Annotated in this window: 28 protein-coding genes and 1 pseudogene; 17 read left to right on the top strand and 12 right to left on the bottom strand. The window is 68.6% G+C overall.

Features of this window, described 5'->3' with window-relative positions:
* Positions 1-96 precede the first annotated feature (96 nt).
* A protein-coding gene (locus tag ACX114_RS23045) for an IS3 family transposase (RefSeq protein ID WP_459287829.1) occupies positions 97-1,265 on the top strand; the annotation gives its coding sequence in 2 pieces (ribosomal slippage) (positions 97-352 and positions 352-1,265; 1,170 coding nt in all).
* A gap of 42 nt (positions 1,266-1,307) precedes the next feature.
* Positions 1,308-1,715: pseudogene (locus ACX114_RS23040) on the top strand (Mov34/MPN/PAD-1 family protein); the annotation flags it as partial.
* Positions 1,716-1,827: 112 nt separating this feature from the next.
* Here ACX114_RS23040 and ACX114_RS23035 read toward each other — a convergent pair.
* Positions 1,828-2,358: a hypothetical protein gene (locus tag ACX114_RS23035; protein WP_459287827.1), complete on the bottom strand. Its 531-nt coding sequence runs from the start codon at positions 2,356-2,358 to the stop codon at positions 1,828-1,830.
* 317 nt (positions 2,359-2,675) lie between these two features.
* On the opposite strand from ACX114_RS23035, the gene ACX114_RS23030 reads away from it, so the two are divergent.
* Both ACX114_RS23030 and ACX114_RS23025 read left to right on the top strand, forming a co-directional pair.
* The gene (locus ACX114_RS23030) at positions 2,676-3,530 is read left to right on the top strand and encodes an alpha/beta fold hydrolase (protein WP_459287825.1); all 855 of its coding nucleotides are present in this window, start codon (positions 2,676-2,678) and stop codon (positions 3,528-3,530) included.
* A 108-nt stretch (positions 3,531-3,638) separates the two neighbouring features.
* The gene (locus tag ACX114_RS23025; protein WP_459287823.1) at positions 3,639-4,106 is read left to right on the top strand and encodes a hypothetical protein; all 468 of its coding nucleotides are present in this window, start codon (positions 3,639-3,641) and stop codon (positions 4,104-4,106) included.
* A 65-nt stretch (positions 4,107-4,171) separates the two neighbouring features.
* On the opposite strand, the gene ACX114_RS23020 is transcribed toward ACX114_RS23025, so the two are convergent.
* Entirely contained in the window at positions 4,172-5,188 is a 1,017-nt protein-coding gene (locus tag ACX114_RS23020; RefSeq protein ID WP_459287821.1) for an MBL fold metallo-hydrolase, read from the bottom strand.
* 89 nt (positions 5,189-5,277) lie between these two features.
* On the opposite strand from ACX114_RS23020, the gene ACX114_RS23015 reads away from it, so the two are divergent.
* Positions 5,278-6,201, top strand: a complete 924-nt coding sequence (locus tag ACX114_RS23015) for a LysR family transcriptional regulator (RefSeq protein WP_459287820.1) — start codon at positions 5,278-5,280, stop codon at positions 6,199-6,201.
* A gap of 53 nt (positions 6,202-6,254) precedes the next feature.
* Positions 6,255-7,469: a peptidoglycan-binding protein gene (locus ACX114_RS23010; RefSeq protein ID WP_459287819.1), complete on the top strand. Its 1,215-nt coding sequence runs from the start codon at positions 6,255-6,257 to the stop codon at positions 7,467-7,469.
* A gap of 29 nt (positions 7,470-7,498) precedes the next feature.
* Here the strand turns inward: ACX114_RS23010 and ACX114_RS23005 are convergent, their stop codons facing one another.
* On the bottom strand, positions 7,499-8,776 hold the full coding sequence (locus ACX114_RS23005) for an APC family permease (RefSeq protein WP_459287818.1): 1,278 nt from the start codon (positions 8,774-8,776) through the stop codon (positions 7,499-7,501).
* A 142-nt stretch (positions 8,777-8,918) separates the two neighbouring features.
* Between ACX114_RS23005 and ACX114_RS23000 the strand changes: the two genes are divergently transcribed.
* From ACX114_RS23000 to ACX114_RS22985, 4 genes are all read left to right on the top strand, one after another.
* Positions 8,919-9,152 carry a hypothetical protein gene (locus ACX114_RS23000; RefSeq protein ID WP_459287817.1) on the top strand — a complete coding sequence of 78 codons (234 nt, stop codon included), beginning with the start codon at positions 8,919-8,921 and terminating at the stop codon, positions 9,150-9,152.
* The gene (locus ACX114_RS22995; protein ID WP_459300250.1) at positions 9,127-9,534 is read left to right on the top strand and encodes a DUF6210 family protein; all 408 of its coding nucleotides are present in this window, start codon (positions 9,127-9,129) and stop codon (positions 9,532-9,534) included. Before ACX114_RS23000 ends, ACX114_RS22995 begins: the two co-directional genes overlap by 26 nt.
* Positions 9,535-9,602: 68 nt before the next feature.
* Complete coding sequence (locus tag ACX114_RS22990; protein WP_459287816.1) at positions 9,603-10,316, top strand: ATP-grasp domain-containing protein; 714 nt, start codon at positions 9,603-9,605, stop codon at positions 10,314-10,316.
* 92 nt (positions 10,317-10,408) lie between these two features.
* Complete coding sequence (locus ACX114_RS22985; RefSeq protein ID WP_459287813.1) at positions 10,409-10,645, top strand: Rdx family protein; 237 nt, start codon at positions 10,409-10,411, stop codon at positions 10,643-10,645.
* Positions 10,646-10,667: 22 nt separating this feature from the next.
* On the opposite strand, the gene ACX114_RS22980 is transcribed toward ACX114_RS22985, so the two are convergent.
* Entirely contained in the window at positions 10,668-11,372 is a 705-nt protein-coding gene (locus ACX114_RS22980) for a glutathione S-transferase family protein (protein WP_459287811.1), read from the bottom strand.
* A gap of 124 nt (positions 11,373-11,496) precedes the next feature.
* On the opposite strand from ACX114_RS22980, the gene ACX114_RS22975 reads away from it, so the two are divergent.
* Entirely contained in the window at positions 11,497-12,384 is an 888-nt protein-coding gene (locus tag ACX114_RS22975; RefSeq protein WP_459287809.1) for a LysR family transcriptional regulator, read from the top strand.
* 23 nt (positions 12,385-12,407) lie between these two features.
* Here the strand turns inward: ACX114_RS22975 and ACX114_RS22970 are convergent, their stop codons facing one another.
* Genes ACX114_RS22970 through ACX114_RS22955 form a run of 4 tightly spaced genes read right to left on the bottom strand, consistent with a single transcriptional unit; the run spans position 12,408 to position 15,455 of the window.
* On the bottom strand, positions 12,408-12,866 hold the full coding sequence (locus tag ACX114_RS22970) for an SMI1/KNR4 family protein (protein WP_459287808.1): 459 nt from the start codon (positions 12,864-12,866) through the stop codon (positions 12,408-12,410).
* A 9-nt stretch (positions 12,867-12,875) separates the two neighbouring features.
* Positions 12,876-13,517, bottom strand: a complete 642-nt coding sequence (locus ACX114_RS22965) for a hypothetical protein (RefSeq protein WP_459287806.1) — start codon at positions 13,515-13,517, stop codon at positions 12,876-12,878.
* A 47-nt stretch (positions 13,518-13,564) separates the two neighbouring features.
* Positions 13,565-14,767 (bottom strand): sensor histidine kinase, encoded by a 1,203-nt coding sequence (locus ACX114_RS22960; protein WP_459287804.1) that lies wholly within the window; start codon positions 14,765-14,767, stop codon positions 13,565-13,567.
* Positions 14,757-15,455 (bottom strand): response regulator transcription factor, encoded by a 699-nt coding sequence (locus tag ACX114_RS22955; RefSeq protein ID WP_459287802.1) that lies wholly within the window; start codon positions 15,453-15,455, stop codon positions 14,757-14,759. The genes ACX114_RS22960 and ACX114_RS22955 overlap by 11 nt, the downstream gene beginning before the upstream one ends.
* 87 nt (positions 15,456-15,542) lie before the next feature.
* On the opposite strand from ACX114_RS22955, the gene ACX114_RS22950 reads away from it, so the two are divergent.
* The 4 genes from ACX114_RS22950 (at position 15,543) to ACX114_RS22935 (ending at position 19,665) form a co-directional block, all read left to right on the top strand.
* Positions 15,543-16,328 carry an alpha/beta hydrolase gene (locus tag ACX114_RS22950; RefSeq protein ID WP_459287801.1) on the top strand — a complete coding sequence of 262 codons (786 nt, stop codon included), beginning with the start codon at positions 15,543-15,545 and terminating at the stop codon, positions 16,326-16,328.
* A 172-nt stretch (positions 16,329-16,500) separates the two neighbouring features.
* Positions 16,501-17,037, top strand: a complete 537-nt coding sequence (locus ACX114_RS22945) for an AAA family ATPase (RefSeq protein ID WP_459287800.1) — start codon at positions 16,501-16,503, stop codon at positions 17,035-17,037.
* Positions 17,038-17,461: 424 nt separating this feature from the next.
* Entirely contained in the window at positions 17,462-18,217 is a 756-nt protein-coding gene (locus ACX114_RS22940) for a hypothetical protein (RefSeq protein ID WP_459287798.1), read from the top strand.
* The gene (locus ACX114_RS22935; RefSeq protein ID WP_459287796.1) at positions 18,214-19,665 is read left to right on the top strand and encodes a putative metal-binding motif-containing protein; all 1,452 of its coding nucleotides are present in this window, start codon (positions 18,214-18,216) and stop codon (positions 19,663-19,665) included. Before ACX114_RS22940 ends, ACX114_RS22935 begins: the two co-directional genes overlap by 4 nt.
* Positions 19,666-19,673: 8 nt before the next feature.
* Here ACX114_RS22935 and ACX114_RS22930 read toward each other — a convergent pair whose 3' ends face one another.
* On the bottom strand, positions 19,674-20,240 hold the full coding sequence (locus ACX114_RS22930) for an OB-fold protein (protein ID WP_459287794.1): 567 nt from the start codon (positions 20,238-20,240) through the stop codon (positions 19,674-19,676).
* Between the two features lie 172 nt (positions 20,241-20,412).
* Between ACX114_RS22930 and ACX114_RS22925 the strand changes: the two genes are divergently transcribed.
* Complete coding sequence (locus ACX114_RS22925; protein WP_459287792.1) at positions 20,413-21,504, top strand: saccharopine dehydrogenase family protein; 1,092 nt, start codon at positions 20,413-20,415, stop codon at positions 21,502-21,504.
* A 68-nt stretch (positions 21,505-21,572) separates the two neighbouring features.
* Positions 21,573-22,178 (top strand): TetR/AcrR family transcriptional regulator, encoded by a 606-nt coding sequence (locus tag ACX114_RS22920; RefSeq protein ID WP_459287790.1) that lies wholly within the window; start codon positions 21,573-21,575, stop codon positions 22,176-22,178.
* On the opposite strand, the gene ACX114_RS22915 is transcribed toward ACX114_RS22920, so the two are convergent.
* From ACX114_RS22915 to ACX114_RS22905, 3 genes are all read right to left on the bottom strand, one after another.
* Positions 22,158-22,934: an SDR family NAD(P)-dependent oxidoreductase gene (locus ACX114_RS22915; protein WP_459287788.1), complete on the bottom strand. Its 777-nt coding sequence runs from the start codon at positions 22,932-22,934 to the stop codon at positions 22,158-22,160. The genes ACX114_RS22920 and ACX114_RS22915 overlap by 21 nt on opposite strands.
* Positions 22,934-23,605 carry an SDR family oxidoreductase gene (locus ACX114_RS22910; protein ID WP_459287786.1) on the bottom strand — a complete coding sequence of 224 codons (672 nt, stop codon included), beginning with the start codon at positions 23,603-23,605 and terminating at the stop codon, positions 22,934-22,936. The genes ACX114_RS22915 and ACX114_RS22910 overlap by 1 nt, the downstream gene beginning before the upstream one ends.
* A gap of 102 nt (positions 23,606-23,707) precedes the next feature.
* Positions 23,708-24,958 (bottom strand): c-type cytochrome, encoded by a 1,251-nt coding sequence (locus tag ACX114_RS22905; RefSeq protein WP_459287784.1) that lies wholly within the window; start codon positions 24,956-24,958, stop codon positions 23,708-23,710.
* Positions 24,959-24,967: the final 9 nt, after the last annotated feature.

Genomic DNA, 24,967 nt, shown 5'->3' with positions numbered 1-24,967 from the left:
GTCTCCGACGACTACCGCGTACGCCTTGCGCCCGGAGTGAGCTTCCCCGGGTTTTGTGAACACCCGAGAAGAGGAGACCGAAGGATGTCCACGACGATGCCGAGACGAGCACGCAGGAAGTTCACGCCGGAGTTCAAAGCCCGGGCGGTGAAGCTGGCGCTGGAGGAGGGCAAGTCCCGGGCGCAAGTGGCCAAGGACCTGGACCTGACGCGCAGCGCGCTGGAGGGTTGGGTGAAGCAGGCGCAGGTGGACGCGGGCTATTGGCCTGGCGGGGCGCTGACGACGAGTGAGAAGGAAGAGCTCGCCCAGTTGCGCCATGAAGTGCGCCAGCTGCGGGTGGAGCGTGAAATCCTAAAAAATGCGGCGGCCTTCTTCGCCAAGGAGAGCACGTGAAGTTCGCGTTCATCCAGGCGAAGAGGGCCTGCTACCCGGTGGCGCTCTTGTGCCGTGTGCTTCAGGTGTCCCGGGCGGGCTACTACGCCTGGGAGGGACGGGAAGCCTCCGCCCGTCAGAAGGCCAACGCGGCGCTGACAGAACGAATCCGGCAGGTGCACCAGGACAGCCGCCGCACCTACGGCAGCCCCCGCGTGCGGGCGGAGCTCCAGGCGCAAGGCAAGGAGGTGGGCGGACACCGGGTGGCCTGGCTGATGCGCGAAGCAGGGCTGCGGGCCCGCGGGCGCCGGCGATTCGTACGCACCACGGACTCCAGGCATGGCTTGCCCGTGGCACCCAATGCGCTGGCCCGAGCCTTCCACCCGCCCAAGGCAAACCGGGTTTGGGCGGCGGACATCACCTACGTCCCCACGCGCGAAGGCTGGCTGTACCTGGCCGTCGTGCTCGACCTCTTCAGCCGGCGCGTCATTGGCTGGGCGATGGGTAGCAGCCTTGAGCGCCACCTGGTGCTCTCCGCCCTCGACATGGCGCTTGAGAGCCGCCGCCCGCCCGAGGGACTGCTGCACCACTCGGACCGGGGCAGCCAGTACGCCAGTGAGGACTACCAGCGAGCGCTGGCCGCCCACGGCCTCTGCTGCAGCATGAGCCGCAAGGGCAACTGCTGGGACAACGCCGTGGTGGAGAGCTTCTTCTCCACGCTGAAAACGGAGTTGGTGCACCCTCGCGACTTCCCGACGCGCGAGGCGGCCCAGGCCGCCTTGTTCGAGTTCATCGAGGTGTTCTACAACCGCAAACGGCGGCACTCCTCGCTCGGTTACGTCAGCCCCGCCGAGTTCGAGAGGGCTGCCTCCCAGGTGCCGCTGGCTGCTTGACCCACCTGTCCACCAAACCCGGGCAAGCTCAGAGTCCTAGCCAAGGCCCTGCGTCTGGCGCGGGTGCGCGCTCCGCTAGAGACGGGCGGGCTGCTGCTGGGCGCCGTGGTGGATGGTGAGGCGCACGTGCTCGCCATCTTCGGCCCCGGGAGGAAGGCTGTGCGCGGACGTGTGGGCTACGACGCGGACCGCCCCCACGACAACCGCCTTCTGGGCCGGGTGTACCCGCGCCTGCGCTACCTGGGCGACTGGCACACCCACCCGGGCGGGCCCGCCAGGCTGTCGCGCACCGACGAGACATCCGTCCGAGGGGTGCTCAGCGCCGAGCGACCGGAGGTGTTGCACCTGCTGCTGTCCGGTCCATCCGCCATGCAGAACCAGGTGGTGGCGAGCGTCTTCACCGCGGTGCGCGGCGAGGCGGCGATCCGCCGCATGGAGCCTGCGGAATGAGCGCCGCCGACGTCAGCACCCCAAGCAGCGCCTACCGGGCCATGCAGCCCACGTGGGCCCTTGTGCTAGCCCTCCTGGGCGGCACCAGCACTATGCGCGCCGCCGGGCGCACCTACCTGCCGCAGTACCACGCTGAGGAGGACGTGGCGTACAGAGAGCGCCTCCAGCGCGCCGTCCTCCTAAACGTCTTCGGCAAGACGGCGCGCAACCTCGCCGCGAAGCCCTTCGCCAAGCCCGTGCGCCTGGGCGAGTCTGCGCCGGAGCCGCTGCGCGTCCTGGTGGACGACGTGGACAGGCAGGGGAGCGACATCACCGCCTGGCCCGTGGCGTCTTCCGGGACGGCCTGGCCAAGGGCCTCGCCCATATCCTCGTGGACTTTCCGGTGGTCGACCCGGCGACGGTGCGGACGCTGGAGGATGAGCAGCGCGCCGGACTCCGCCCGTACTTCGTCCACGTCGCGGCCGAGTCGCTCATCGCCGCGTACGCGGAGACAGTGGACGGGGTGGAGGTGCTCACCCACGTGCGCATCCGCGAGAGCGAGACGCGCCGGGACGGCTTCGAAGAGGTGCAGGTGGAGCGGGTGCTCGTCCTCGAGCGCAACGCCCTGGCTCTGCGCGGTGACGACAGCCACGAGCGCTTCCACGTGTCGCCCAATCCGATGGTGGAGGCCTCCCGGCTCCAGTTCGAGCTGGAGGCTCCCGCGACCGTGTCCGCGACGCTCCTCGATGCCCGGGGCCAGCCCGTCCGCGAGTTGGCCGCCCCCAGTCTCCAAGCCGCCGGACGCCATGAGCTGGCATTGCCGCAGTACACCCTCGACCCCCGGCGTCTACTCGGTCCAGCTGAAGGTCGGGGACCGCGTGCTCACCCGCAAGGTGGCGACCCAGTAGTCGTATGGTCCGGGCGTGGCACGCCTGTCTTTCTTCCACGTCGTGACCGGCGAGGATCGGCGAGACTGGGCGCATGGAACACTTCGTCCAGGTCGCTGAGGGCGTCTCGCTTTGGGTCGAGTCACGAGGCCCGGAGTCGGCTCCCGCTGTATTGCTCATCATGGGGTCCACGGCATCCGGGCTGTTCTGGCCGGATGAGCTCGTGGACCTGCTTGCCCGGCGTTACCGGGTCATCCGCTATGACCATCGGGACACCGGGGCGTCGACCTGGGCCTTCGACCGGGTTCCCTATTCAGCGACCCGGATGGCCGAGGATGCCCTGGCCATCCTCGATGCGCTTGGCATTGCCCGCGCGCACGTCGTGGGCCTGTCGCTGGGGGGCATGCTGGCGCAGTGGCTCATGGTCACGCATCCCGCGCGGCTCCTCAGCGCGACGGTCATGGGGGCTCCCGCGCTCGACGGTGCCCCCGCGCGCGCCGACCTCCCATCCCGCGCGCCCATCGACCCGGGGCTGTTCGAGTTCTGGAGCCACATGTTCGACCCGCGCGACCTGGATGCGCAGGTGGAATGGCGGGTCGAGAACTGGCGCAGGCTCAACGGCCGCGTGATTCCCTTCGATGCCGACGAGTTCCGGGCGCTCGAGCGGCGTGTCATCGCGCACGCGGGCCGTCACGATACTTCGACGGCCCATGCCCGAGTCGACCCTGCCGGATTGGCTCGAGGCGCGGAGCTGACGCAGGTCACCGTGCCCACGCTCGTCATCGCCGCCCCGGAGGACCCCACCCATCCCGCGTCCAATGCCCGGTTCCTCGCGGAGACCCTGCCACGCGCCACCCTGGTGACCCTTGATGGAATGGGGCACGCGCTGCCTCGCGCGGCCGTGCCACCGCTCGCGGCAGCACTCCTGCGGCACTTCGACACGTGTTGACCTCCCGCCGCATGGTTGGGTGACACGCCGTGCCTTCGCAGGTTCTCGTGAGCGGATATCACTCCGTGTAAAAGCCGCCTTCCCCCCGGATGAAACAAGGAGCAAGACATGCGGATGAAGGCATGGGTCGCGCTGTGCACGTTCATGGTGGTCGGCTGTGGAGCCGGAGTGGAGGGCGCGCTCGAGGATGCGCCGCCCCAGGATTCCTCCAGCGCTGAGGCCCTGGAGCCCGGCCAGGTCGAGATGATGAAGATTCCTCCCGACGAGGACGACCCGCTCTGCGGTCCCGAGGATGAGTACTACTACGAGACCACCAGCTACTCGTCGCAGCAGAGCTACCTGTGGCAGTGCCAGGGCTACGCCTACCCTGGAGGGCCGTTCGTCCGCTGCAACACGTACAAGGTCTGCCAGGTGGAGGACGTGTACATGAACTACGGCCTCTGCGTGGGCGACGTCCTCTACGGATACCGGCGCCTCAAGTCCTCCACCGTGACGACCAACTGCTACAACACGAGCATCAACGCCGCGACGGGCATGGCCTGTCCGAACCCGCTCTACGGCGGCTACTGCTACTGAGCGCCCGCTCGCACGAAACCTCCGTCAGGGGTCGCCGCAGCGCGAACCCCTGACACGGCCCCCGCTCACTCCGCCCTGGCCTTCGCGGCCTCCCAACGCTGGCCGGAGCTGTAGTTGAGCGGGATCCACCGGTAGCCCTTGCCCTCCGCGCTCAGCCGGCCCAGACCGGGGAAGGGCATGTGCGCGAGGCCAATCAGATCGCCGCGCTTCGCCGCTTCCGTGAACGCACGCGCCCGCTGTGCCGAAGCCGCGCGCTCATCGACGTCGTAGGCAACCGTCACGGAAGGCTCGCGCAACTGCACCGAGCCGAAGTGCATCAGGTCGCCCCACAGGACCAGCCGCGCTCCACGGCTCTCCACGACGTAGGCGCTGTGCCCCGGCGTATGTCCCGGGGTCGGCATGGCCCGGATGCCTGGAATGATGGCGTCCCCATCCACGAACGTCTTCAGTTTCCCCGCGTCCCGGTACGGGCCCACCATCGCGCGCGCCTCCTCGAAGAACTTCGGGTCCACCGCTCCCTTCGTCGGGTCATCGCGCTCCAGCCAGAAGCCCACTTCTCGTGCGTGCACCCGGAGGATGGCGTTGGGGAACGCCCGGCTCGTCTTGGACATGAGCCCACCCGAATGGTCGGAATGGATGTGCGTCAGCAACACCATGTCGATCTGCTCAGGGCGATAGCCCGCCGCCTGGAGGCTTTGCTGGAGCTGGCCTCCCACGCCAGGGCCGAAGAAGCTCCCCGAGCCCGTCTCCACGAGCACCAACGCGGTGCCGGTGTTGATGAGGAAGGCGTTGATGGACGCCTCGATCGGATCCTCCAGGTGGTCTCGCGAGAGCAGCTCCTTCACCCGCCCGGGTGTCGTGCCCTTCGCCACCGCGCTCACGGTTTGGGGCACGGTGCCGTCGGACAGCGCGGTGACCTCGAAGTCGCCGAGCATCATCCGATGGAACCCGGGGGCCTGGGTCCGGACCTGGGGCGCGGCGGCGTGGACGGCGGACGGGAGCAGGGGCGTCCCACTCAGCATCAACAGAGAGAGGACGCGAGAGACAGAGACGAGGGCAGTGCGAGCCAGGGGCGTTTTCATGCGAGAGGAGATACGCCCCGACTCCGCTGGGATAAACGGGAGCACTTCGCACACTGCGTTTCACCGCTGAAACAATCGGAAGGTGGAAGATGGACACGTTCACGGCGATGGAAGCCTTCGTCCGTGTGGTGGAGACCGGCACCTTCACCAAGGCCGCCGACGCGCTGGGCCGCCCGAAGGCGGCGGTGACCCGGCTGATCCAACAGCTGGAGGCGCATCTGCGCGTGAAGCTGCTGCACCGCACCACGCGCCGGGTGACGGTCACCCCGGAAGGCATGACCTACTACCAGCAGGCCTTGCGGCTGTTGGGCGAGGTGCGGGAGCTCGAAGCCACGTTGTCCCAGTCACGGCGCGGTCCCCGGGGACGCCTGCGGGTGGAGTCGAGCGGGACGATCTCCCGGCTGCTGCTCATCCCCGCGCTGCCGTCGTTCTACGCGCGCTATCCCCAGATGCACATCGAGCTGGGCGTGAGCGATTGCATCGTGGACCTCATCGCGGACAACGTCGACTGCGCCATCCGGGGAGGACCGGTGAAGGATGAGTCCCTGGTGGCACGACACCTGGGCGACCTCTGCTATTGGCTGTGCGCATCCCCCCGCTACCTGGAGCGCCACGGCGCGCCCCTCCACCCGCTGGAGCTGGCGGGTCCGGCGCACGCGGTGGTCAGCTACTTCTCGTCGCTGAGCGGCAAGGAGCACCCCTTCGTCTTCGTTCGCGAGGGCGAGCGGCTGGAGGTCCAGGGTCGAAGCCTGCTCACGCTCAATGAAACCAATGCATACCTGGCCGCGGGGCTCGCCGGCCTGGGCGTCATGTTCGCACCGCGTTTCGTATTGGAGCCCTACCTCGCATCCGGAGAACTGGTGAGGGTGTTGGACGGCTGGAGGCCCGAACCCCGGCCTCTGTTCCTCGTCTACCCACCCACGCGCCAGCTGGGCGCCGGGGCGCGAGTCTTCATCGATTGGCTGACGGAGCTGTTCGCGAGCCGGCCCAATCTGTGGCGCGATGACAGCTGAGATATCCACCGGGGACGCGGATCGGGCCGCAGCCCGAGCCCCCACGCAGCGTCGTGCGCGACGTGTTCGAGAGCGTGGTGAGCGGGGAGGCGATGCGGCGGTTGCAGGGACTCGGGAAGCTGGTGACCCTGGCCCAGCAGGGCCCCTTCCCGCAGCGTCAGTCCCGGGGCGGGCCGGCCCCGCTGACCGATGCCACGGGCGTTGGCGAGCTCGCCTTCAAGCAGCAAGACAATGCCCGTGAGCCCGGGGATGGCCCCGTCACGCGCCTCCAGAAGTTCCTGGAGAGGACGGGCCATCTGGACATGGGCGGCGCGGACTATGGCTATTTCGGCCCCGTGTCGCGGGAGGCCCTCAAGGACTTCCAGACGGCTGAAGGCATCAGCCCCGCGGACGGCAAGATGAGCCCGGCCACGCTCGCCGCGATGCAGCGCCCGCAGCACCCGGCGATTGAGCCCACGCTGGGCCTGCTCGCGGAGACCTACGCGCCGCAGCTCGGGCGACCCATGAGCCCGCTGGAGCCGGGACGGGATGGCGCGATGGTGCAGCAGTTCGAGCGCGGCTCGATCACCCGCATGCCGGGGGGCGAGGTGCGGGTGCAGGACCTGTCCGGCAAGGACATCGTGCCGCCGACGCCTCCGAGCACCGTCAAGACGCTGGAGGAGGCGAAGGCCCTCCACGTCGCCCAGAACTCGAAGCCCGGCCTCCGGGACTACAACGACGGCAGTGAGTATTACGGCGGCAATGACTGCGGTCCTACGTCGGTGGTCATCACGGCGACGGCGGTGGGGGCGATGGAGCACCCGGACGCGGCCGGGGCGGGCGAGGCCATCGACGCCGTGCGGGACAACATCCTCGACGTGAACTCCACCTGGTCCGACACGATGATCGTGACCCAGGTGGCCGAGGGTGTGACGGAGGCGGGCGCGGTGGCCACGACGCTTCTCCCAGGCGCGGTCGACGTGGAGGACGTGGACGCCGCCCTCTCTCGCGGGCACCCCGTCATCCTCGGAGGCAATCCCTTCATCGGGGATGCCGAGCACCCGTCCTGGGGCAAGACGGCGAATGATGCCGGCAATTATTTCTCGAGCGAGGACTTCGGCTACCACTGGGTCGCCGTCACGGGCATGACCGAGGAGGGCAACTATATCGTCAATGACCCGCTCTGCCCCAAGGGCCCCATCGAAGTGACGCCGGAGCAGATGGCACAGTACGTCAGCGACTCCTGCGGCATGGTGGAGGTGAGTCCCAAGCCCATTCCGGTGTCGTGACGTCATGACGGACCGGGCTTCTTGCCGCGCTATCCGAGCGCGGCCTTCCCATCTGGCTTGCGCTGGAACCTGTGGATCACGAAGCCCACCGCGAGCGCGACGGCCCCGGCGATGAGGTTCTGTCGCTCCGCGCTCAGCGCGAAGACCACGCACAGCGCGGCGGCGGCGAGGGGAATCACGGGCCCGCCTGGAATGCGGAACGCGTTCGGGGGGGCCTGGAGCTTGCGGCGCAGCACGGGCACCGCCAGGGCCGTGCCGAAGTACGTGGCGAGCCGGGCCACCACGGAGAGCGTGGCGAGCACCTCGAACGAGCCGGAGAACGCCAGGGGCAGGGCGATGGCCGTCTGCGTGAGGATGGCGACCGTCGGCGTGCGGTAGCGCGGATGCAGCGTGGCGAGCGCGGCGGGGCCAAAGCCATCCTGGGCCAGCGCGTACAGGTAGCGCGGCCCGGCGAGCACGGTGTTGCTGTTGGTCCCCAGGATGGACAGCACCCCGCCCACCGTCATGAGGAGCCCACCCCAGCCCCCGAGGAACCGCGTGGCGGCGTTGGCGAGCGGCGTCTGCGCGTCCGCGACCCCGGGCAACGTGCCCAGCGCCACCCACTGCACCGCCGTGTAGATGAGCGTGACCACGCCAATCTGCACGACGAGCGCGAAGGGCACGTCGCGGCGAGGGTTCTTGAACTCACCCGCCGGAGCCGCCGTGTTCTCGAAGCCGGCATAGGCGAACAGCAGCAGCAGCACCGCGGCCCCCAGGTTGCCGCCATCCCTGGGAACCACCGACGTCGCCAGCGGCACCGACACGGAGAAGAGGCCCACGGCGATGAACACCAGCAGGGGCACCGTCTTGGTGACGGCGAGGAACACCGCGGTGCGAGCGCCGCCCTTCACGCCCACGACGTTGATGGCGGTGAGCGCGAGCAGGGGCACGGCGATGGCTAGGCCCTGGCCCACGCCCGAGTTCGCCGCGGGCCACAGGAAGCCCAGCGCGCGGGAGAAGCCCACGGACAGCGAGGCCACGGACGAGACGCGCGCCAGCCACGTCATCCATCCGACCTGGAATCCCACCCGTTCTCCAAAGGCTTCACGCGTGTAGAGATAGGCGCTGCCGGGCTTGTCGAAGTAGCTGGCCGCCTCCGCGAAGCAGAGCACGAGCAGCAGCACCGCCAGCCCCGCGAGCACGACGGCACCCGTGCTGGCCGAGCCCAGGTTCGCGGCGGCCGCCGCGGGCAGCAGGTACACACCGCTGCCAATGACGTCGTTGATGGAGAAGCCGACGATTTCCCAGCGCGATACCGCGCGCCGCATGCCCAGCTCATGAGGTGGTGAATGGGATTCGGTGGTCATGGACGGTAGGGGAGGGGAATCACTGGAGCATAGATGCGGCGAATCCGCGAATTCATGAGAAGCTAAGCTCCCTTCCTTCACCGCGTCCCAAGGGAACCCGGCCATGCGTTACACGCGCAAGAACATCTCCGAGTTGCTCGATACCGTGCAGGGCAGCCCCGATGTCCTGGGCTTCTGGACGTCGAACTTCGGCGGCTCCGCCTTCACCCTGGTCCCGTCCCCCGGAGGCATGATCTGGCAGGACATCTACGCGCCTGGCCATCAGGTCTGCGAGGACGGCATCCCGTACGGCACCGAGGACGGCATGAACAATCACTGCGGCGGCGCCGGCTACTGATCTGTGGCCCACCGGCGTCCTCTATTCAAATCAGACGGGAGGATCCACCTGTCTGCATCCCCAGGCTGAGGGTGCATTCCTTCCGCTCGTGGACGAGTTGGTGGCGCAAGAGAACCTGCTGAACCAGTACTTCACTGGACCCAAGTGGCGCGGCGCATGCGCCAATGGAATCGACGAGGAAACGGCCCAGGAGATTGACCGGATCCTGGGCCTTTCAGGGAGCACGCGGGAGTTGGGGCTTCGAGTCGATCGCGCACGGCTGACGGAATCCCATGAAGCCTGGGTGTACGTCGAGGTTCCGGCGCAGCCTGAGAACAGGTTCGCCATCCTCGAGCGCATTCCCGCCTCGCAGGGCATCCTGACCTGGGCGAATAGCGACTGACGTCTACGTTCACTAGAATCGCGCTGATGGTTCGCTGCGCATTCATTCAGGAGTTGGGCTCCGGTCGCATGGAGCCAGAGATGCGAGCGCTTCTCGAAGAGCTCCGGGGGCGCCACGTTTCTGTCGAGACATTCACCGCGAAGCAGCTCTCCAGGGGCCAGATTCCGGTCGCCCGGGACGCCCTGGTGGCGGGCGACGTCCCGACGGTGCTGGGGGCGCTGAAACAACTCGGCATTCCCGCACCCGAGACCCACGATTATCCGCCGAGCCTGAGCTCCTTTCTCCACCGGCGTGTCTGGCGGAGCACCGTGCGGGAACTGAAGGCGGCCGTCCTTCACGACTCAGGCCCTCCGGTTTTCGCCAAACCCCATGGGCGCCGTAAGCGGTTCACGGGACACGTCTTCGCGTCGGTGGAAGATCTGCTCTATCTGGAGCGCGCATCGGCGAGCACGGAACTCCTCTGCTCGGAAGTGGTGCGATGGCGGAGTGAGTTCCGAGTCTTCGTTGTGCACGGCGCCGTTGTGGGGACGCGCCACTATGGAGGCGACCCGTTACTTCGAGTCGATGAAGGTCAGGTCCGGCGGGCCATCCAGCTCCTGGAGGAGGCAGGAGAGGGGACCGCGGGCTACGCGGTCGACTTCGGCGTGCTCGAGTCCGGTGAGACCGCCATCGTCGAGTGGAACGATGGCTTTTCGCTGGGCGCCTACGGCTTGGAACCCGGCCCCTATACCGACCTGACGCTGGCCCGCTGGCTGGAGCTTGTACGGTCTCCAACGCCCTGAGCGCGACGCTGGCGCAGGGCGGGGTGGAGCGTCACAATGGTGCAGGCGCCGCGCATCCCCGCGCGGTGTCCCATCCCGTCAGGAGGCCCACCATGGCCGACGCGAAGGTTTCCATCACCTACTGTACCGCTTGAGGCTACCTGCCCAGGGCCACCCGTGCGGCGGCCGTACTGAAGGACGAACTGGAAGTGGATGTGGAGCTGAAGAAGGGCGGGTCGGGGGTTTTTGAGGTGGCGGTGGACGGAAAGGTCGTCATCAAGAAGACCGGCCTGGCATTCCCCACCGAGCAGGAGGTGGTGGACGCGGTGTTCCGCGCCCTGAAGCCTTGACGTCGATGGCTTCCCTGCTCACTCAGGGCAGCCGGTGCAGGGCCTCCGCGAGGCGGATGTGCCCCTGGAATGCGCCGCTGCCCTGAGGCGTCTCGCCCTTCTCAATGGCATGGGCGAAGCGCACGCCGGCGTCCGCCTCCAGCCGGTCGAAGAGGCCCTGGAGCTTCGGGTAGTCGCGGCGGTCGAGCACCTCGTGGTACCGGGTCCACCGGGCGATGCCGATGAAGTACGCGTCCGCCAGCGTGCGGTGGTCACCCAGGAGCCACGGCGTGTCGCCCATCAGTGCCTCCAGGTTCGCGTGCGCAGAGACCACCTTGCGGGCCCCCAGCTTGCGCAGCGCCTGCTTCTCGGACTCCGGCAGCTCGGCGTGCTCGAGCGCGTACCAGAGCGGCGAGAAGGCGCTGAAGAACGTGGTGTTCAGGTACGCGAGCATCTGGTTCAACCGGTCGAAGTCCTCGGTGCCCTGGGTGAACGCCAGCCCTGTGCCCACGCCGCGCGCGCCCAGGTGGTTGAGGATGGCCATGCTCTCGCTGATGCGCGTGCCCGTCTCCGTCATCAAGGTGGGCGTCTCCGCGACGGGGTTGATCCGGCGGTAGTCCGCGGTGGTGACGTCCTCCGGCATGGCGATGCGGCACAGCTGGTAGGGCCGGCCCAGCCACTCCAGCGCGACGATGGAGCCGAACGAGCAGCCAGAGGGGACACCGTAGAAGAGGGTAGGCAGTGCCATGGGGATTCTCCTGTCCGAAGGCGTGATGCCTTCGATGGAGACACGATGGCCGTGGCGACGCGCGCCGTGTAGACAGCGGAACGCGAACGCAAGGTCCACACCCGTGGACGATGAGGCGCGGCCCTTGAATCTCAATGACCTCCATCTCTTCGTCCAGGCCGTGGAGAGCGGTGGCTTCGCCGCGGCGGCTCGGCGATTGGGCATTCCCAAATCCACGGTGAGCAAACGCGTGGCCGAGTTGGAGGACGCGCTGGGCGCCCGGCTGATTCAGCGCACGTCGCGGAGCTTCACGCTGACGGACGTGGGGCGGGACTTCCTCGGCCATGCCCGCGCGGCCGTGATGGAGGCGGAGGCGGCGGAGAACGTGGTGCGCCGTCGGCAGGCGGAGCCTCGGGGCGTGGTGCGAATCACCACGTCGGTCCCCACGGCGCAGTTGCGGCTCGCGGACCGTCTGCCCCTGCTGGCGCTGGCGCATCCCAAGGTGCGCGTCGAGTTGCACGCGACGGACCGCTTCGTGGACCTGGTGCAGGAGGGGTTCGACATCGCCGTGCGCAGTCACTTCGCGCCTTTGCCCGCATCAGGCCTGGTGCAGCGCCGGCTCGCGGTGGAGTCCACCGTCCTGGTGGCGTCGCCCGGCTACCTGTCCAGTCGCGGCAGGATTCGCAGACCCGAGGACTTGAGCGAACACGACGGCCTGCTGACCAGCGCCACGGCCACGGAATGGCGGCTGCGCGGGAAGGCGGGAGAGACGGTCACGGTGATGCCGCGGGCACGCATGACCGCCGATGAGTCGCTGGTGCTCTTGAAGGCCGCCACGGCAGGGCTGGGCGTCGTCTGTCTACCAGAGACGTTCACCCACGTGGACGTGGAGGCCGGGCGGTTGGTGCGTGTACTTCCCGCCTGGACCGCGGGCACGGTGACGACGACGATCCTCACGCCACACCGCAGGGGCCAATTGCCCGCCGTGCGCGCCGTCATCGACTTCCTGATGGAGGGGGCTGGAGAGGTGTGAGTGTCCACGGAGGCTGGGGGCGTTCACCCGTTGAGCCAGTAGGAGAAGCCGTCGCTGCGCATCGCACGCTCCAGGAACTCCGCGAACGAGGATGCGATGCGCTTCGCTACTGGATACGTCTCATGCCACGCATCGAAGAGAGGATACACGCCACCTGACTGCTGGGCCGCGTCCAGGATGACGTAGTTGGTGTCCTGCATGTCCACCAACGTGTACTGCGAGGGCGACCCGTACTCGTCGGTGTCCCGCCCCATGATGGCAACGCGGGCCCGGCGGATCTCCGTGAGAGAGAGAATGCGGTAGCTCGCGTCGGGCTCTCCCTCGAAAAGTGTTCCGCCATCGGAGTGCAGGTAGAAGGCGCGCAGGTCCGCATCCAGCCTCCATCCAATGCGAGCCTCGAAGGCTGTGACCTCCGCGGGAGTCGCTGGTGGACGGGGGAAGTGGAGGCGGGAGAACTCCTTCAGCAGGCTGTCGATGGACATAGTGGCGCCTCAGTCTACGTAGGGCCGCTCGGGGCCGGGGGCCAGCCACTTTCCCCCAGGTGCATAGCAGGCGGGATAGGCGCTGTTGAATTCGAGGTGTACGTCGGGCGGGACAGGAAGAATGTTGCCAGGAGCGAGCGGAGGACCTCCATGCAGCAGGTCATAGATGTGGTGGCCGGGCCAACTCGTCTTGCCCGTCTTCGGCCAGTCGCCGAACTCCGCACTCCAGTCCCGCCGGAATGCGGTGCGACCGCGCTCCCAGATTCTCCGTTGCGCCTCCCCGTCGGATACGGACGGGTAGTCACAACAGCAGTGGGTGATGGCCATGCGGCCTCCTGCCTCCGCTGGCATGAAGAAGTAGCGTCCCTGCCAGTCGGCCTTGATGTCGGCCAGCCACATGCAACCCATGAGCGGGTAGCCCTGTGCCGCGCACTTCGACTCGCAGCGCGACAGGAACGCGGTGCTGCACTGCCAGGGGCCGTAATAGATGGTCGTCCGGAGTTGGCCGCTGTCCGGAGTCCGGACGACTGAACCGACCCATTTCGCGCGCGCAGGACTTCCACCGCCGCCGATGGTGGCCGAGCCACAGCCGACGAGTGCGAAAAGAACGGCAGCGCTCACGGCACCGCGGAAGGAGACAACGGCTGTCATGGCAATCCATGACGGCACAGCCACGGTTGCCAGGCCAAACGCTCGCTTCAGTCGTCTTCTTCGCGCCAGCTCAACCGCGCGCGCGTGCCTCGCGGCTCCAGTGCGTCAATGGACAGCGTCCACCCGAAGCGCTGGGCCAATCGTTCCACCAGGGACAGGCCGATGCCGTGGCTTTCGCTTCCGGGCTCTGCGCGGCCAAAGCCAGCACCCGTGTCAGTCAGGGTCCACGCCGAGGGCTCGATGGTGATCACGATGCGGCCTTCGTCTGTGTAGGCGAGCGCGTTCTTGAGGAGGTTCCCCATCATCACCCTTGCGACGGAGGCAGGGACGGGCGCGTGGACTTCGCCCGCGGACTCAATCGTCAGCTCGATGCCTTCACCGCGCCGCAGGTGCCCGTACAACGCGAGCAGCTCTCGTGAGACCCGGTGCAGGTCGCAGCGCTCCTCGGAGCGACGCTCGCGGGCCAGCCAGAGGATGCCCTCGGTCAGCAGGCCCATCTGGCTCACGGCTCGGCGCAGTCGATCGAACGTCTCCGCGTCTCCTGGCGGATCCAGTTCGAGTATCTCCACCGCGCCCTGGGCCACGGCCAAGGGGGTGCGCAGTTCGTGACTGGCATCGCGGTTGAACCGCCGCTCACGCTCCAACTGCTCCTGGATGCGTGCGTCGCGTGCGAGCAGCGCGTCCCTCAACGCCTGGACCTCGGACACTCCGCCGTCATCCCCGGGCGGCGGTGCTCCTTCGGTCCCGATCCACTCCACCATCCGCTCCAACGGCCGACCGAGTCTGCGGGCCACGAGGTGGGCGAGGGTCGCTGCGGCCAGCAACGCCAGCAGCGCACTGGTGAGGAGCAGTCCCGCGGTCCGCTTCAGGTTGTCCGTCGTGCTCGTCAGGCGCGTCACGTCGAACGCGAAGTACTGGCGGTCTCCACCAGCCCCGGAGCGCACCGCGACGTGGAAGTGTCCGTGGTTCCCGGCGGGCACCTCGTACTCTCCCGGCGGCGCATCTGGACGCAGTCGCTCCGCGAGCCAGGACGGCAGCTCGGAGCGGCCGTCATACCGCGTGATTCCGGGGACGTGACCTGGCTCGGTCCGGTCCGCCTCCTCGGCCACGATGCGGCTGAAGATGACGTCCTCGAGGTCGTAGCTGAAGAGCGTGAAGAACCCACCCATCAACACCAGCGCGAACGCCGCGGACAGTGCCATGGCGCGCTGGAGCACGGAGCGCACCGACCTGCTGTTCCTAGCGCGCATCCAGGCGGTACCCCTCGTTGCGCAGGGTGGTGATGGCATCATCGAGCCCCAGCCCGGCGAGCGCCTTGCGTAGGGCATAGACGTGCGTGCGCAGCGCGCTGGACTCGGGCGCGTCGTCCCCCCAGAGCCGCTCCGCCAGTGTGGCCGCGGGGACGGCTTCGGGTGCGGCCTCCATCAGCCACCGCAGGAGGAGTGCCTCGGTGCGGTTGAGCCGGACGGAGCGCCCTCCCCATTGGGTGTGCCCGCTCTCCGGCTCCAGCGTGAGCCCTCCGCGCGTCAGCTTCCGTCCGCTCGGAGGCACGGGCCGGCGCGCCAGCGCCTCCAGCCGCCAGCGCAGCTCCCGGAGCGAGAACGGTTTGACGAGATAGTCGTCCGCGCCCGCCTGGAAGCCTGCTTCCTTGTCCTCGAGCGTGTCCCTCGCCGTCAGCATCAGGATGGGGACGAGCCGGGGCGCGACCTGCCGGTAGCGATCGCACACGTCGAGGCCGCTCATGCCGGGCAGCATCACGTCCAGCACGATGACGTCGTACGGGTGGCCCAGTGCGAGCGCGAGCCCCTCGGGCCCGGTGCTCGCGAAGTCCAACTGGAAGTCCGGCTCCAGGAACCGCGCGATGTTGGCCTGGAGGTCGCGGTTGTCCTCGATGACGAGCACGCGCATGGGAGTGGCCGGGATGCTACCCGCGTCCACGTCAAATGAATGTCAGCGCGTGGGTGACGCCTGGTTGACCGCCGCTTCCGCACGCTCCACGGCCTCTCTCCAACGAGGAGTGCCGTGATGATGCGTTCGCTGTTCCTGGGTCTGATGCTCCTGGCCACCTCCGTGGCCCACGCCACGAGCCCCGCGGTCCCCGTGGAGGTCCGCGCGGAGGATGGGGAGCGGATCCCCGCGTGGGTGCTGTCGCCGGAAGGGGATCAGGCGAATCCGCCCGTGGCCGTCCTGCTGCACGGCCTTACCCGGAGCAAGGATGACTGGCTGTCGGACGCGGAGCCGACCTTCGGGGGCGCACTGACAGCGCATCTGCGGAGCGCCGGCTATCGGGTCTACCTCATGGACGCGAGACGGCACGGCGCGCGGGCAACTCCCGACGCGCGCCCCGGAGCCCTCGCGAAGCGAGCACACGCGGGGGAGCCCGGTCCGTATCAAGCGATGATTGTCGACACCGTCCGTGATGCGCAGGCGCTCCTCGCCCATGTGCTCGCCAACGGCAAGAAGCCGCCGAGGGTCCTCGTCGCCGGCTACAGCATGGGCGCCCAGGTGGGCCTCCTGCTGGCGTCGCGTGAGACTCGAATCACCCATCTGGTGACGATGGTGCCGCCGCATGTCGACCCCGTGCTGGGGGACGCCGCGCCGGTGAACCGGATGGGCCAGGTGCATCAGGCATGGCTGCTGTTGACCGCGAACCGCGATCCCTTCTCCACCGAGGAGGACACCCAGAAGCTGTTCGCCGCCGCGCCCTCCAAGCGCAAGACGCGCAAGGCCTTCGACAGCGGGCACGCACTGCCTCGCGAGTACCTGGACGAGGTCCGTCGCTGGCTGGGTGAGCCACCGCGAAAGCCGTAGGCTCGTGCGGACAGGTATCTGGCCCGAGCCCCCAGGGGGCGCCGCGATGACGACGCCCATCCTGCCGCCCGTGGCGACGCCTTCCTCAACCGCCAGCCGCCAGCCCGGGCCATGATGGGGAGGGGGCCGAGTGCCTCCTCTCCCTCAACGGAGAGCAAGGAGACCGGTCCGCATGCGCATCGCAATGAGTGGCACGCACCGCGCCGGAAAATCGACGCTCATCGAGGACCTGGGCGAAGAGCTTCCGGAGTATCGAGCCATCGACGAGCCGTACCACCTGCTCGAAGAGGAGGGGTACGCGTTCGCGTCGCCACCGGTCCTGGAGGACTTCGTCGAACAGCTCCGCCGCTCCCTGGATCTGCTCGAAGAAGAAGACACTCGAAACATCCTGTTCGATCGCTGCCCCCTCGACTTTCTCGGGTACCTCCTGACGCACGAGGACGCCGATGCGTTCGACGTCGAGGAGTGGTTGCCCCGAATACGCTCCACCCTCCAGACCCTGGACTTCGTCGTCTTCGTCCCCATCGAGGAGCGCGATCGCATCCGCCTCCCCGCGCACGAGGATTCCCAGCTGCGCAGGGAGGTGGACGAGAAGCTCGCCTGGATATTGCTCGACGACCCTTTCGAGCTGGGAGTGGAGGTCCTCTCCGTCCAAGGCTCCGCGACCGCGCGGGTTGCCCAGGTCCTCGAGCGCCTCGAGCGAGGTTGAAGCCATCACGCTCCGGTCACGCCCCCCGGGCTACTCCGTTCCGCACCTACACCCGGAGCGTCCATGCCCCTGAGACAACGGTTTCCTGTCGCGCACCGCGCGCGCATTCCCTTACCTCCGTCCGCCGGAGCCTCCCGCGGGCGGGGATGGGGGAAGGGCCAGTCCCGGAGGGCGCGCTCGCGTCCATTCCGTTGCTCCACCCCGCTTCCGCCAAAGCAAGCCTACCCGAACTCGCTGCGCAGGCAGCCCCACTGGGCCTTCCGCCCGACCCGGGCCTGGCGGCGGAGCCCGTGAGCATGCAAACGCTGAACAGCCGCAACGCCAGACCGTGGGGATTCCAGTGCCAATGCCAAATGCGTTGTGAAAAACACAACAGCATGGCCTGACACTCAGGGCCTGGCGCCGGGTGGTAACTTGCGTGCCCATGGACCTGCGAATCGTGCTCGGCGTCTCGCTGATGCTGGTGTCGCCCGCATGGAGTCAACCGGCGGCCTCTCCGGCCCCTGACTTCCAGGCCCGGATGTCCGCGGCGTCCCAGGCCTATGAGGAGCTCGACTACGAGCTTTCGCTCGAGCAGCTCGACGCGGCGATGGGCGTGGCGCGCGTCAGTGGAGAGCGGGGCAGGGTGGCCATCCTCCGGGGCATCGTGCTCGCGGACCTGGGACGCAGACAGGAGTCCCTGGCCTCCTTCAAGGAAGGGCTGTCGCTGCTGCCCGACGCGAGCCTTCCGGTGAAGGTGTCCCCCAAGGTGTCACGTGACTTCGAGGAGGTGCGCCGGAACGTGCAGCGAGAGCTGGCGCGCAATCCCAGACCGCCTCCGGACGTGCCGGTCGCGATCGCGGATGCGCAGCCCGAGCCCGCGCCGTCGCCCGGTCTCGTTCCTGCTCCGGCTCGGGAAGAGGTGCGCCGCACCCCCGTGCTTCCGCTGGCCTTGCTGGGGGGAGGCGTGGTGCTTGGGGGCATTGGGAGCTACGTGGGGCTCCAGTCGCGGAGCAACGTGAACGCCGCGCGTGATGATGCCTTCTACAGCGACCGCTCCGCGCACCTGGACAGCGCGCGGGGACAGGCGCTCGCGGCCAACATCCTCTTGGGCGCGGCCGTCACCGCCGCCGCCGGAGCCGCCGTCACCTGGCTTCTCTCGGACGCTCCGTCGTCGACGCGGACGGAGGTCTCGCCATGAAGCGCGCCGTGGCCGTGGGACTCGGGTTGTTCTGCATCACGTGCACGGTGCCGGACATCGACGAGCTCGAAGCAGAGCGTCCCAGTGGATGCGATGCGAGCCATCCCTGCCATGTCCAGGTCCGGCTGAGCTACGACGGCTTCCGTCCGGGCTGCGTCACGCTGCGAGTGGTGGACGCGGAGGATGCCTCCAGGACCTTCGAGCTGCCGGTGCCCGAGGGAGCGGGGGAGGTGGGCTTCATCCGCCGCACCGGCTGGAGCGACACCGTGAAGGTGACGGCCTCCGCCCGTGAGCGCTCGTGCGCGGGGCAGGAGGTGGCCACCGCGTCCGGGCAGGTGGTGGTTCCCGAGGAGGACACCGCCAGCTTCGCGCTGACCTTGAGCGCGCTGGACGAGGATGGGGATGGTTACGTGAGCACCACTACCCGGGGGACGGACTGTGACGACCACTCCGTCTCCATCTCCCCGGGCGTGGAGGAGCGCTGCGACTTCCTGGACAACAACTGTGACAGCCGGGTGGACCCGGTGCCTGTCTGTGATGGCGTCGAATGGAGGACCACCGAGCGCCAGCCGCTGGCGACCTTCCGGGACGTGGCCCCCCATGCGCGCGGCCAGGCCTGGCTCGTGAGCGACAGCAATGACGTGCTCGCCCACGTTCGCCCGCAGGCCGACGGTGGCTTTGACATACAGCCCTTCACCGACTGCCACGGGGCCTGGTCCACCGCGTGGGCGCGGCCGAGCGACGGGCGCGTGTTCATGGGCTCCTGGATGGGGCAGCTCGCCACGCGGTCGCTATCCGCCGCGGAGCCCTGCACGGTGACGTCCTTCGACGGGGGCGGGGCGGCCATCCAGGACCTCGTGGGCTTCGAGACGGACGGAGGCACGACGCTCTACGCGGTGAGCGAGACCGGGGACATCCTCCGCTGGGACCCTCCGGCGGAACCCCAGCGGGTGGAGCACGTGGATGCGGATCTGCGCTCCATCCACGGCCTCGACCCGCGAACGCTCATCACCGTGGGCACCAACGGCAAGGGGCCCGTCGCGTACCACGTCAACGCGGACGGCGGCCCGTGGCTCAGGGAGCCGCTGCCTCAGTCGAGCTCGGGGCAGGACGCCCTGGAGGCCGTGCACGTGGTGGCGCCGGGACTGGCCTACGCGGGCGGAGCACAGGGATTGTTCCTGGAGCGCGCGGCGGGCACCTGGCGCACGAAGCCGGCGTATCCCATCTATGTGGACGGCGGCGTCGCGCCCGACTTGCTGGACGTGGTGTCCTTCGGCCAGAGCGCTGTCTTCGCGCGCCTGGACACGGACGACCTCGTCCGCTTCGACGGAGTGGCGTGGCAGGACTTCCTCTTCGGAACCCAGGGCTTCACGGCGCTCGAAGGGCTGTCGTCAGACGAGCTGTGGAGCGCCACCGAGGATGGGACCGGGTTCTACTGGGCGCCGTAGGCCCTCATCTAGATATCGATGAACTCGCAGTCCTGGACGAGGACATTCATCATCAGCCCCTGCACCCGGCCACGCACACCGATCTTCGTCCCCTTGGACAGGCTCGCCGCCTTCTTCACCTGGTCGTCGGTGACGAAGCATTGGATCTGCGGAATCTCGAACTGCTTCCCGGTCCCGAGGGTGACGTAGACAGAATTGGTGATGTCCTTCTTCACGTCATCCACGATGCCAGCGGTCTGGATGACTTGATCCTTGAAGTTCGAGTCCGCTCGAACCTCGTTGTCGGCGTACTCCGCAAGAAGGGTGCGAATCGCGACCGCCTTCGGTTCAGGTGGCGCTGCCGTCTCGCGCGCGGAACTCGAAGCAGATGCTCCTGACGGAGAGGCGCCTTTCTTCGCTGCGCCAACGGCGCCCATGCAGGTGCCAAGGAAGCAAAGGGAGAAGAGCCCTCCAACGACGAAGAGGGACACCTTGAGGACAGACGCGCCCCGGGGCACTGGGGAGCCACACTTCGGACAAGCCGCTGCGTTGCTGGCGACATCGTTTCCGCACTGCTTGCACTTCACCAAAGCCATCGAGGTCTCGCCTCCAGAAGCTTGTCGGGTGCTGGTCCGACGCTCGAACAGGATTGGACGTTTGAACGTCCAGAACAATCCCTCGCGAGGAGTAGAGGAGGACGAAGTCGATTGTCGTGAAAAAATAGGTCACATGACCTATATCCGTGGCCAATCACGAAAGGGAGTCGCCATGGAGTCCGCGGGACGTGTCGTGCTGGTGGGGGGCTATGGGGTGGTGGGGGCGCAGCTCGCCTCCTTGCTGCGGGAGCGTCACCCGGACCTGCCGCTGCTCATCGCGGGGCGCCGGGACGGGCCCGCCCGGGAGCTGGCCTCGCGTCTGGGGCGGGCGGAGGGCGTCGCGCTGGATGTCCGCTCACCCCAGGCGCTGGCGGCGCTGGGGGAGACGCCCCGGGCCGTGCTGTCCCTGGTCAATGACCCGGAGGACACGCTGCTCCTGGCGGCTTCGCGCGCCGGGGTGCCCGTGCTGGACATCACCCGGTGGACGTCCCGGTTGCAGGCCACGGTGCTGCGGCTCTCCGGTGCGACGGCGGGCGCGCCGGTGTTGCTCGGTTCCGCGTGGATGGCGGGGCTGGTTCCCCGCCTCGTGGCGATGGCGGCTCGGAGGGTGGGGCGCCTGGAGCGGGTGGAGGTGGCCATCCGCTTCGCGCTCGCGGATCAGGCCGGGCCGGACTCGTTGGAGTACATGGACCGGCTGGGCTTGCCCTTCGAGGTGACGCAGGACGGTCAGGAGCGGCAGGTGCTGCCGCTGACGGACGGCCGGCGGGTGCGGTTCTCCGACGGACGCCACACCCGGGTCTTCCGGCTCGACACGCCCGAACAGGCGACGCTGCCCCGCGTGCTGGGCGCGCGGACGGTGACGACGCGGCTGGGCTTCGACTCGGGCTTCGCGACCTGGACGCTCGTCGCGCTCCAGCGGCTGGGCATCCTTCGGCTGCTCCAGCACCCCCGCTGGACGTCCCTGCGCCGGACGCTGCTCACCGGCAGCAACACGGGGGGCGAAGCCGCGTTCGTGGCGGACGTGGAGGGCGAGCGGGGACAGGTCCGCATCGAGGTCGTGGATCCCCTGGGCCAGGCCCACCTCACCGCCGTCGGTGCATTGCTGGGCGCGGAGCGTCTCTTGGGTCTGGATGGAGCGCCGCCGCCACCTCCGGGCGTGTGGTTCCCGGAGCATGAGTCCCGACCCGAGGAGATGCTGGCCACCCTGCGCGCCTGCGGCGTCGAGGTCCGGATCGACGAGCATCTGGCGCGCGAGGCGGCGTGATGGTCCGCCGCGCGAGCAAGAAGACCCCCGGGACACTTCCCTCGGCGAGCCCCCGGAAGGGGACCGCCGTGCATGCCAAGGGCACCGAGCGCGTGGAGCGCATCCTCGATGCCACCATGGAGGTCCTGGCCGGTGACGGCTACGCGGGGCTCAGTCTGCGCGTCGTGGCCCAGCGCGCGGGCTTGAGCCTGGGGAACCTCCAGTACTACTTCCCCACCAAGCAGGACGTGGTGCGGGCGCTGCTGGCGCGCTACCTGGAGCAGGCCCTCCAGCGCGTCCGTGAGCGGATGGCGGGCGGAGGAAGTGAACCAGCGCAGCGGCTGCGGCTCGCCGTGGACGCCATCCTGGAGGACCAGGACTCACCGCACGCCTGCCAGTTCTTCGCGGAGCTGTGGGCGATGGCCGCGAGGGACGCGATGGTGGCCGACGCGCTCACGGTCTTCTACGCGGGCTATCGCGCGGGCGTCGTGGAGCTGCTGCGGGAGCTGTCCCCCGAATCCACCCCGGCGCGCAGGGAGCGGAGGGCGGCGCTGCTGGTCGCCCTCTTCGAAGGCCTGTCCCTCTTCCGGGGCGGCGGGAACCTTCGCGGCGCCTCGGTGCCAGGGCTGGAGCAGGAGCTGCGCGTGCTGCTGGAGCAGGTGCTGCTTCCCGCCTCAGAACGAGGGCAGGTCTGACGCCAGATGTGAGGACAGCCCACCGTCCATCACCAGGGCGCTCCCGTTGACGTAGCCGCCAGCGGGCCCCACGAGGAACGCCACCAGGCCCGCGACTTCCTCGGGTGTTCCGAAGCGCTTCGCGGGGATTCGCTCCTGCAAGCGCTGACGTGAGGAGGAGGGGGCCTTCGCCAGCATGTCCGTCTCGATGTAGCCAGGACAGACCGCGTTGCAGGTGATGCCGTACGCTCCCCACTCCGCGGCGATGGCCTTCGAATAGCCCACGAGCGCGTGCTTGGTGGCCGCGTAGGTGGACGACTGCGCTCCGCCGAAGAGGCCCATGATGGACGCGACGTTCACGATGCGCCCATGGCCTTCCGTCTTCATCCGCGGCAACGCCCACTGACACAGGTTGCGCACGCCCTCCACGTTCACGCCGAACAGCAGATCCCACTCGGCGACGCTGACCTCGTCCGCGCGATGAAACGGTCCCCCCAGGCCCGCGTTGTTCACGAGCACCTGGGGCACGCCCACCTTCGCTTCGAGCCGGCCGAGCGCTGACTCCACCTCGTCCCGGTTCGCGACGTCGCAGGCCAGCGGCCACGCACGGCCCCCGGCCGCGCTCAGCTGGTTCTGGAGCTGCTCCAGCGCGGCGGCATCGCGGGACACCAGGACCACCTCGAACCCGTTCCGGGACAGCAGGGTGGCGATGGCCGCTCCAATGCCACGGCTGGCCCCGGTGACGACGGCGACAGGTGCCTTCGGCTGCGTCCGCATCAGAGGACTCCCTGCGGCGGGACGAGGCGCATCTCGTCGATCCGCACGTTCGGAGGCTTGATGGCGATCTCCCAGATGCACTGGGCCACGTCCTCCACGGCGAGCATGTCGGACGGGCTGAACTCCGGCCGCGACTTCCAGAAGGCGGTGTAGACGGCACCGAGCGACAGCAGGGTGGCGCGGATGCCGAACGCCTTGCCCTCCTCGTTCAGGACGCCCGTCAGTCCCCGGACGCCATGCTTCGTCGCGGCGTAGGTCCCGTTCATGGGCAGCGTGAGGTGGTCGCTCACGGACCCGATGTGGATGATCCGCCCGCCGCCCCGGGGTTTCATCCGCCGGAAGGCCTCGCGCGCGCACAGGAACGTGCCCGTGAGGTTCACGTCCAGGGTCCGCTTCCAGTCCTCGAGGGACGTCTCGTGGAGCGGCGTGAAGACTCCGACGCCCGCGCAGTTGACCAGGACCTCGACGGGGCCCGTCTCCGCCTCCGCCCGCTTGAACAGCGCCATCACGGAGTCCTCGCGCGTGACATCCACGTGCAGGCAGTCCGCCGTCTCCGTCGTCACGTCACTCGCGGCGCACACCACGCGCAGGCCCTCCGCGCGCAGCTTGTGGACGACGGCGCGCCCGATGTCGCCCGTGCCTCCGATGACGATGACATTCCGAATGCTCAAGCGCCGTACCTCTCCCCCGGGTTCATCCCCATGGACAGGGTAGTCCATGCAAAGCGAGCCAAGGGGGAATCCTCAGGGGTGGGGTGCGAATCCGCTTTCGAGCTATTCGGGCGCGCCCTGTTCGATCCACGTGAAGATGAGGTCGATCTCCTCTTCGGGGATGGGCGGCAGGCCCAGGGGCATGCCCAGCACTCCCGGCTGGAAGTGCCCGTCCAGCTCCCCCTGCCGTGCGAGCAGCGCGGCCACCAGCCGGGGCGTCCCATCCTCCAGCCGGTCCGGGAGCCCGCGGAACTGGCCGTCGCGTTTGACGCCTCGCAGGAAGCCGGCCCGCGTGGCCAGGTCGAGCGAGGCTCCGTCGTAGCCGAACCCGCCCGAGTTCCCCGGCCCCTGATCACCAGGCCGCCGCATGTCGGAGTGACAGTGGTAGCAGAGGTGGCGTGAGAGCTTCTTCGCCACTTCCGGATAGTGGACCTCGCGCTCCAGCCTCTTGGGTTGGTACCGGGGGCGTGGCGCCGCCGCCACCTGGGGCTGGGGCGCGCGCAGGAACGCCGCCAGATCCTCGACCTGCTTCGGGGTGAACGCGAAGGTGGGCATCTCCGTGTCGGGGAGGATGCGGCGCGGATCCGTCAGCCAGTTGCGCAGCTGCGCCAGGGACATGCGGTCTCGCACGTGGCGCAAGTCGGGGGCCCGCCTCCGGGCCGAGGGGCTCTGGAGCTCCGGCGCGCCGTAGCGCAGGGACTCAAGCGGGAAGTCGCCCCGGTAGTGACAGCTCGCGCATGCGTGCTCCGCGTAGAGCGCCCGGCCCGCCTCCACATCCCCCTTCGCCGGCTCCGCCGACTCCTGCTCGGTCACCGCGAAGTAGTCCGCGATGAGCTCCGCGTCCTTCGGGCCCACCTTCATCCGGGGCATGGTGGCGCCGTAGAGCGGCCTCACCACGTGCGGCGCCTGGAGCCAGGAGACGAGCCACTCGCGCTTGACCCGCTGGCTCAGCGAGCCGAGGTCCGGGGTCCTCACCAGGTGGGTGATGTGTCCCTTCCACCGCGCGACCTCCGCCTCCTTGTACCAGAGGTCCATCCTCCCCGAGGCGATGGCCTGATGGCACGTGACACAGTTCTCGCTCAGGCGCGCGGACACCGGTTCGAGCCCGGGGACGACATGACAGCGATTGCACTGGAAATGCTCCACGGCCTCCCGTGGGGTCTCCGGTGAGTGTTTCGTGGGGGCGAGCACCCGCGTCCGCAGGCGCAGCGCCAGCACGTCCGCGTCACGGACGAGCACATAGCCACCACCGGCCGCGGCCACCACGAGGGCCAGGCCCGCGAGCGAGGCAAACGGAGACGAGCGCAAGGCCACGACGGACGC

The organism is Corallococcus sp. M7, assembly GCF_054512695.1.
This window is presented reverse-complemented; position numbering and strand designations above follow the sequence as displayed.

Bases quoted from the DNA above. Each gene is read 5' to 3' on its own strand.
- ACX114_RS23025 (WP_459287823.1), top strand. From the start codon at position 3,639: ATGCGGATGAAGGCATGGGTCGCGCTGTGCACGTTCATGGTGGTCGGC.
- ACX114_RS22990 (WP_459287816.1), top strand. From the start codon at position 9,603: ATGGAGCCAGAGATGCGAGCGCTTCTCGAAGAGCTCCGGGGGCGCCAC.
- ACX114_RS23000 (WP_459287817.1), top strand. From the start codon at position 8,919: ATGCGTTACACGCGCAAGAACATCTCCGAGTTGCTCGATACCGTGCAG.
- ACX114_RS22940 (WP_459287798.1), top strand. From the start codon at position 17,462: ATGGACCTGCGAATCGTGCTCGGCGTCTCGCTGATGCTGGTGTCGCCC.
- ACX114_RS22915 (WP_459287788.1), bottom strand. From the start codon at position 22,934: ATGCGGACGCAGCCGAAGGCACCTGTCGCCGTCGTCACCGGGGCCAGC.
- ACX114_RS23015 (WP_459287820.1), top strand. From the start codon at position 5,278: ATGGACACGTTCACGGCGATGGAAGCCTTCGTCCGTGTGGTGGAGACC.
- ACX114_RS23020 (WP_459287821.1), bottom strand. From the start codon at position 5,188: ATGAAAACGCCCCTGGCTCGCACTGCCCTCGTCTCTGTCTCTCGCGTC.
- ACX114_RS23005 (WP_459287818.1), bottom strand. From the start codon at position 8,776: ATGCGGCGCGCGGTATCGCGCTGGGAAATCGTCGGCTTCTCCATCAAC.
- ACX114_RS22965 (WP_459287806.1), bottom strand. From the start codon at position 13,517: ATGACAGCCGTTGTCTCCTTCCGCGGTGCCGTGAGCGCTGCCGTTCTT.
- ACX114_RS22950 (WP_459287801.1), top strand. From the start codon at position 15,543: ATGATGCGTTCGCTGTTCCTGGGTCTGATGCTCCTGGCCACCTCCGTG.
- ACX114_RS22925 (WP_459287792.1), top strand. From the start codon at position 20,413: ATGGAGTCCGCGGGACGTGTCGTGCTGGTGGGGGGCTATGGGGTGGTG.
- ACX114_RS22960 (WP_459287804.1), bottom strand. From the start codon at position 14,767: ATGCGCGCTAGGAACAGCAGGTCGGTGCGCTCCGTGCTCCAGCGCGCC.
- ACX114_RS23030 (WP_459287825.1), top strand. From the start codon at position 2,676: ATGGAACACTTCGTCCAGGTCGCTGAGGGCGTCTCGCTTTGGGTCGAG.
- ACX114_RS22980 (WP_459287811.1), bottom strand. From the start codon at position 11,372: ATGGCACTGCCTACCCTCTTCTACGGTGTCCCCTCTGGCTGCTCGTTC.
- ACX114_RS22930 (WP_459287794.1), bottom strand. From the start codon at position 20,240: ATGGCTTTGGTGAAGTGCAAGCAGTGCGGAAACGATGTCGCCAGCAAC.
- ACX114_RS22970 (WP_459287808.1), bottom strand. From the start codon at position 12,866: ATGTCCATCGACAGCCTGCTGAAGGAGTTCTCCCGCCTCCACTTCCCC.
- ACX114_RS22945 (WP_459287800.1), top strand. From the start codon at position 16,501: ATGCGCATCGCAATGAGTGGCACGCACCGCGCCGGAAAATCGACGCTC.
- ACX114_RS22935 (WP_459287796.1), top strand. From the start codon at position 18,214: ATGAAGCGCGCCGTGGCCGTGGGACTCGGGTTGTTCTGCATCACGTGC.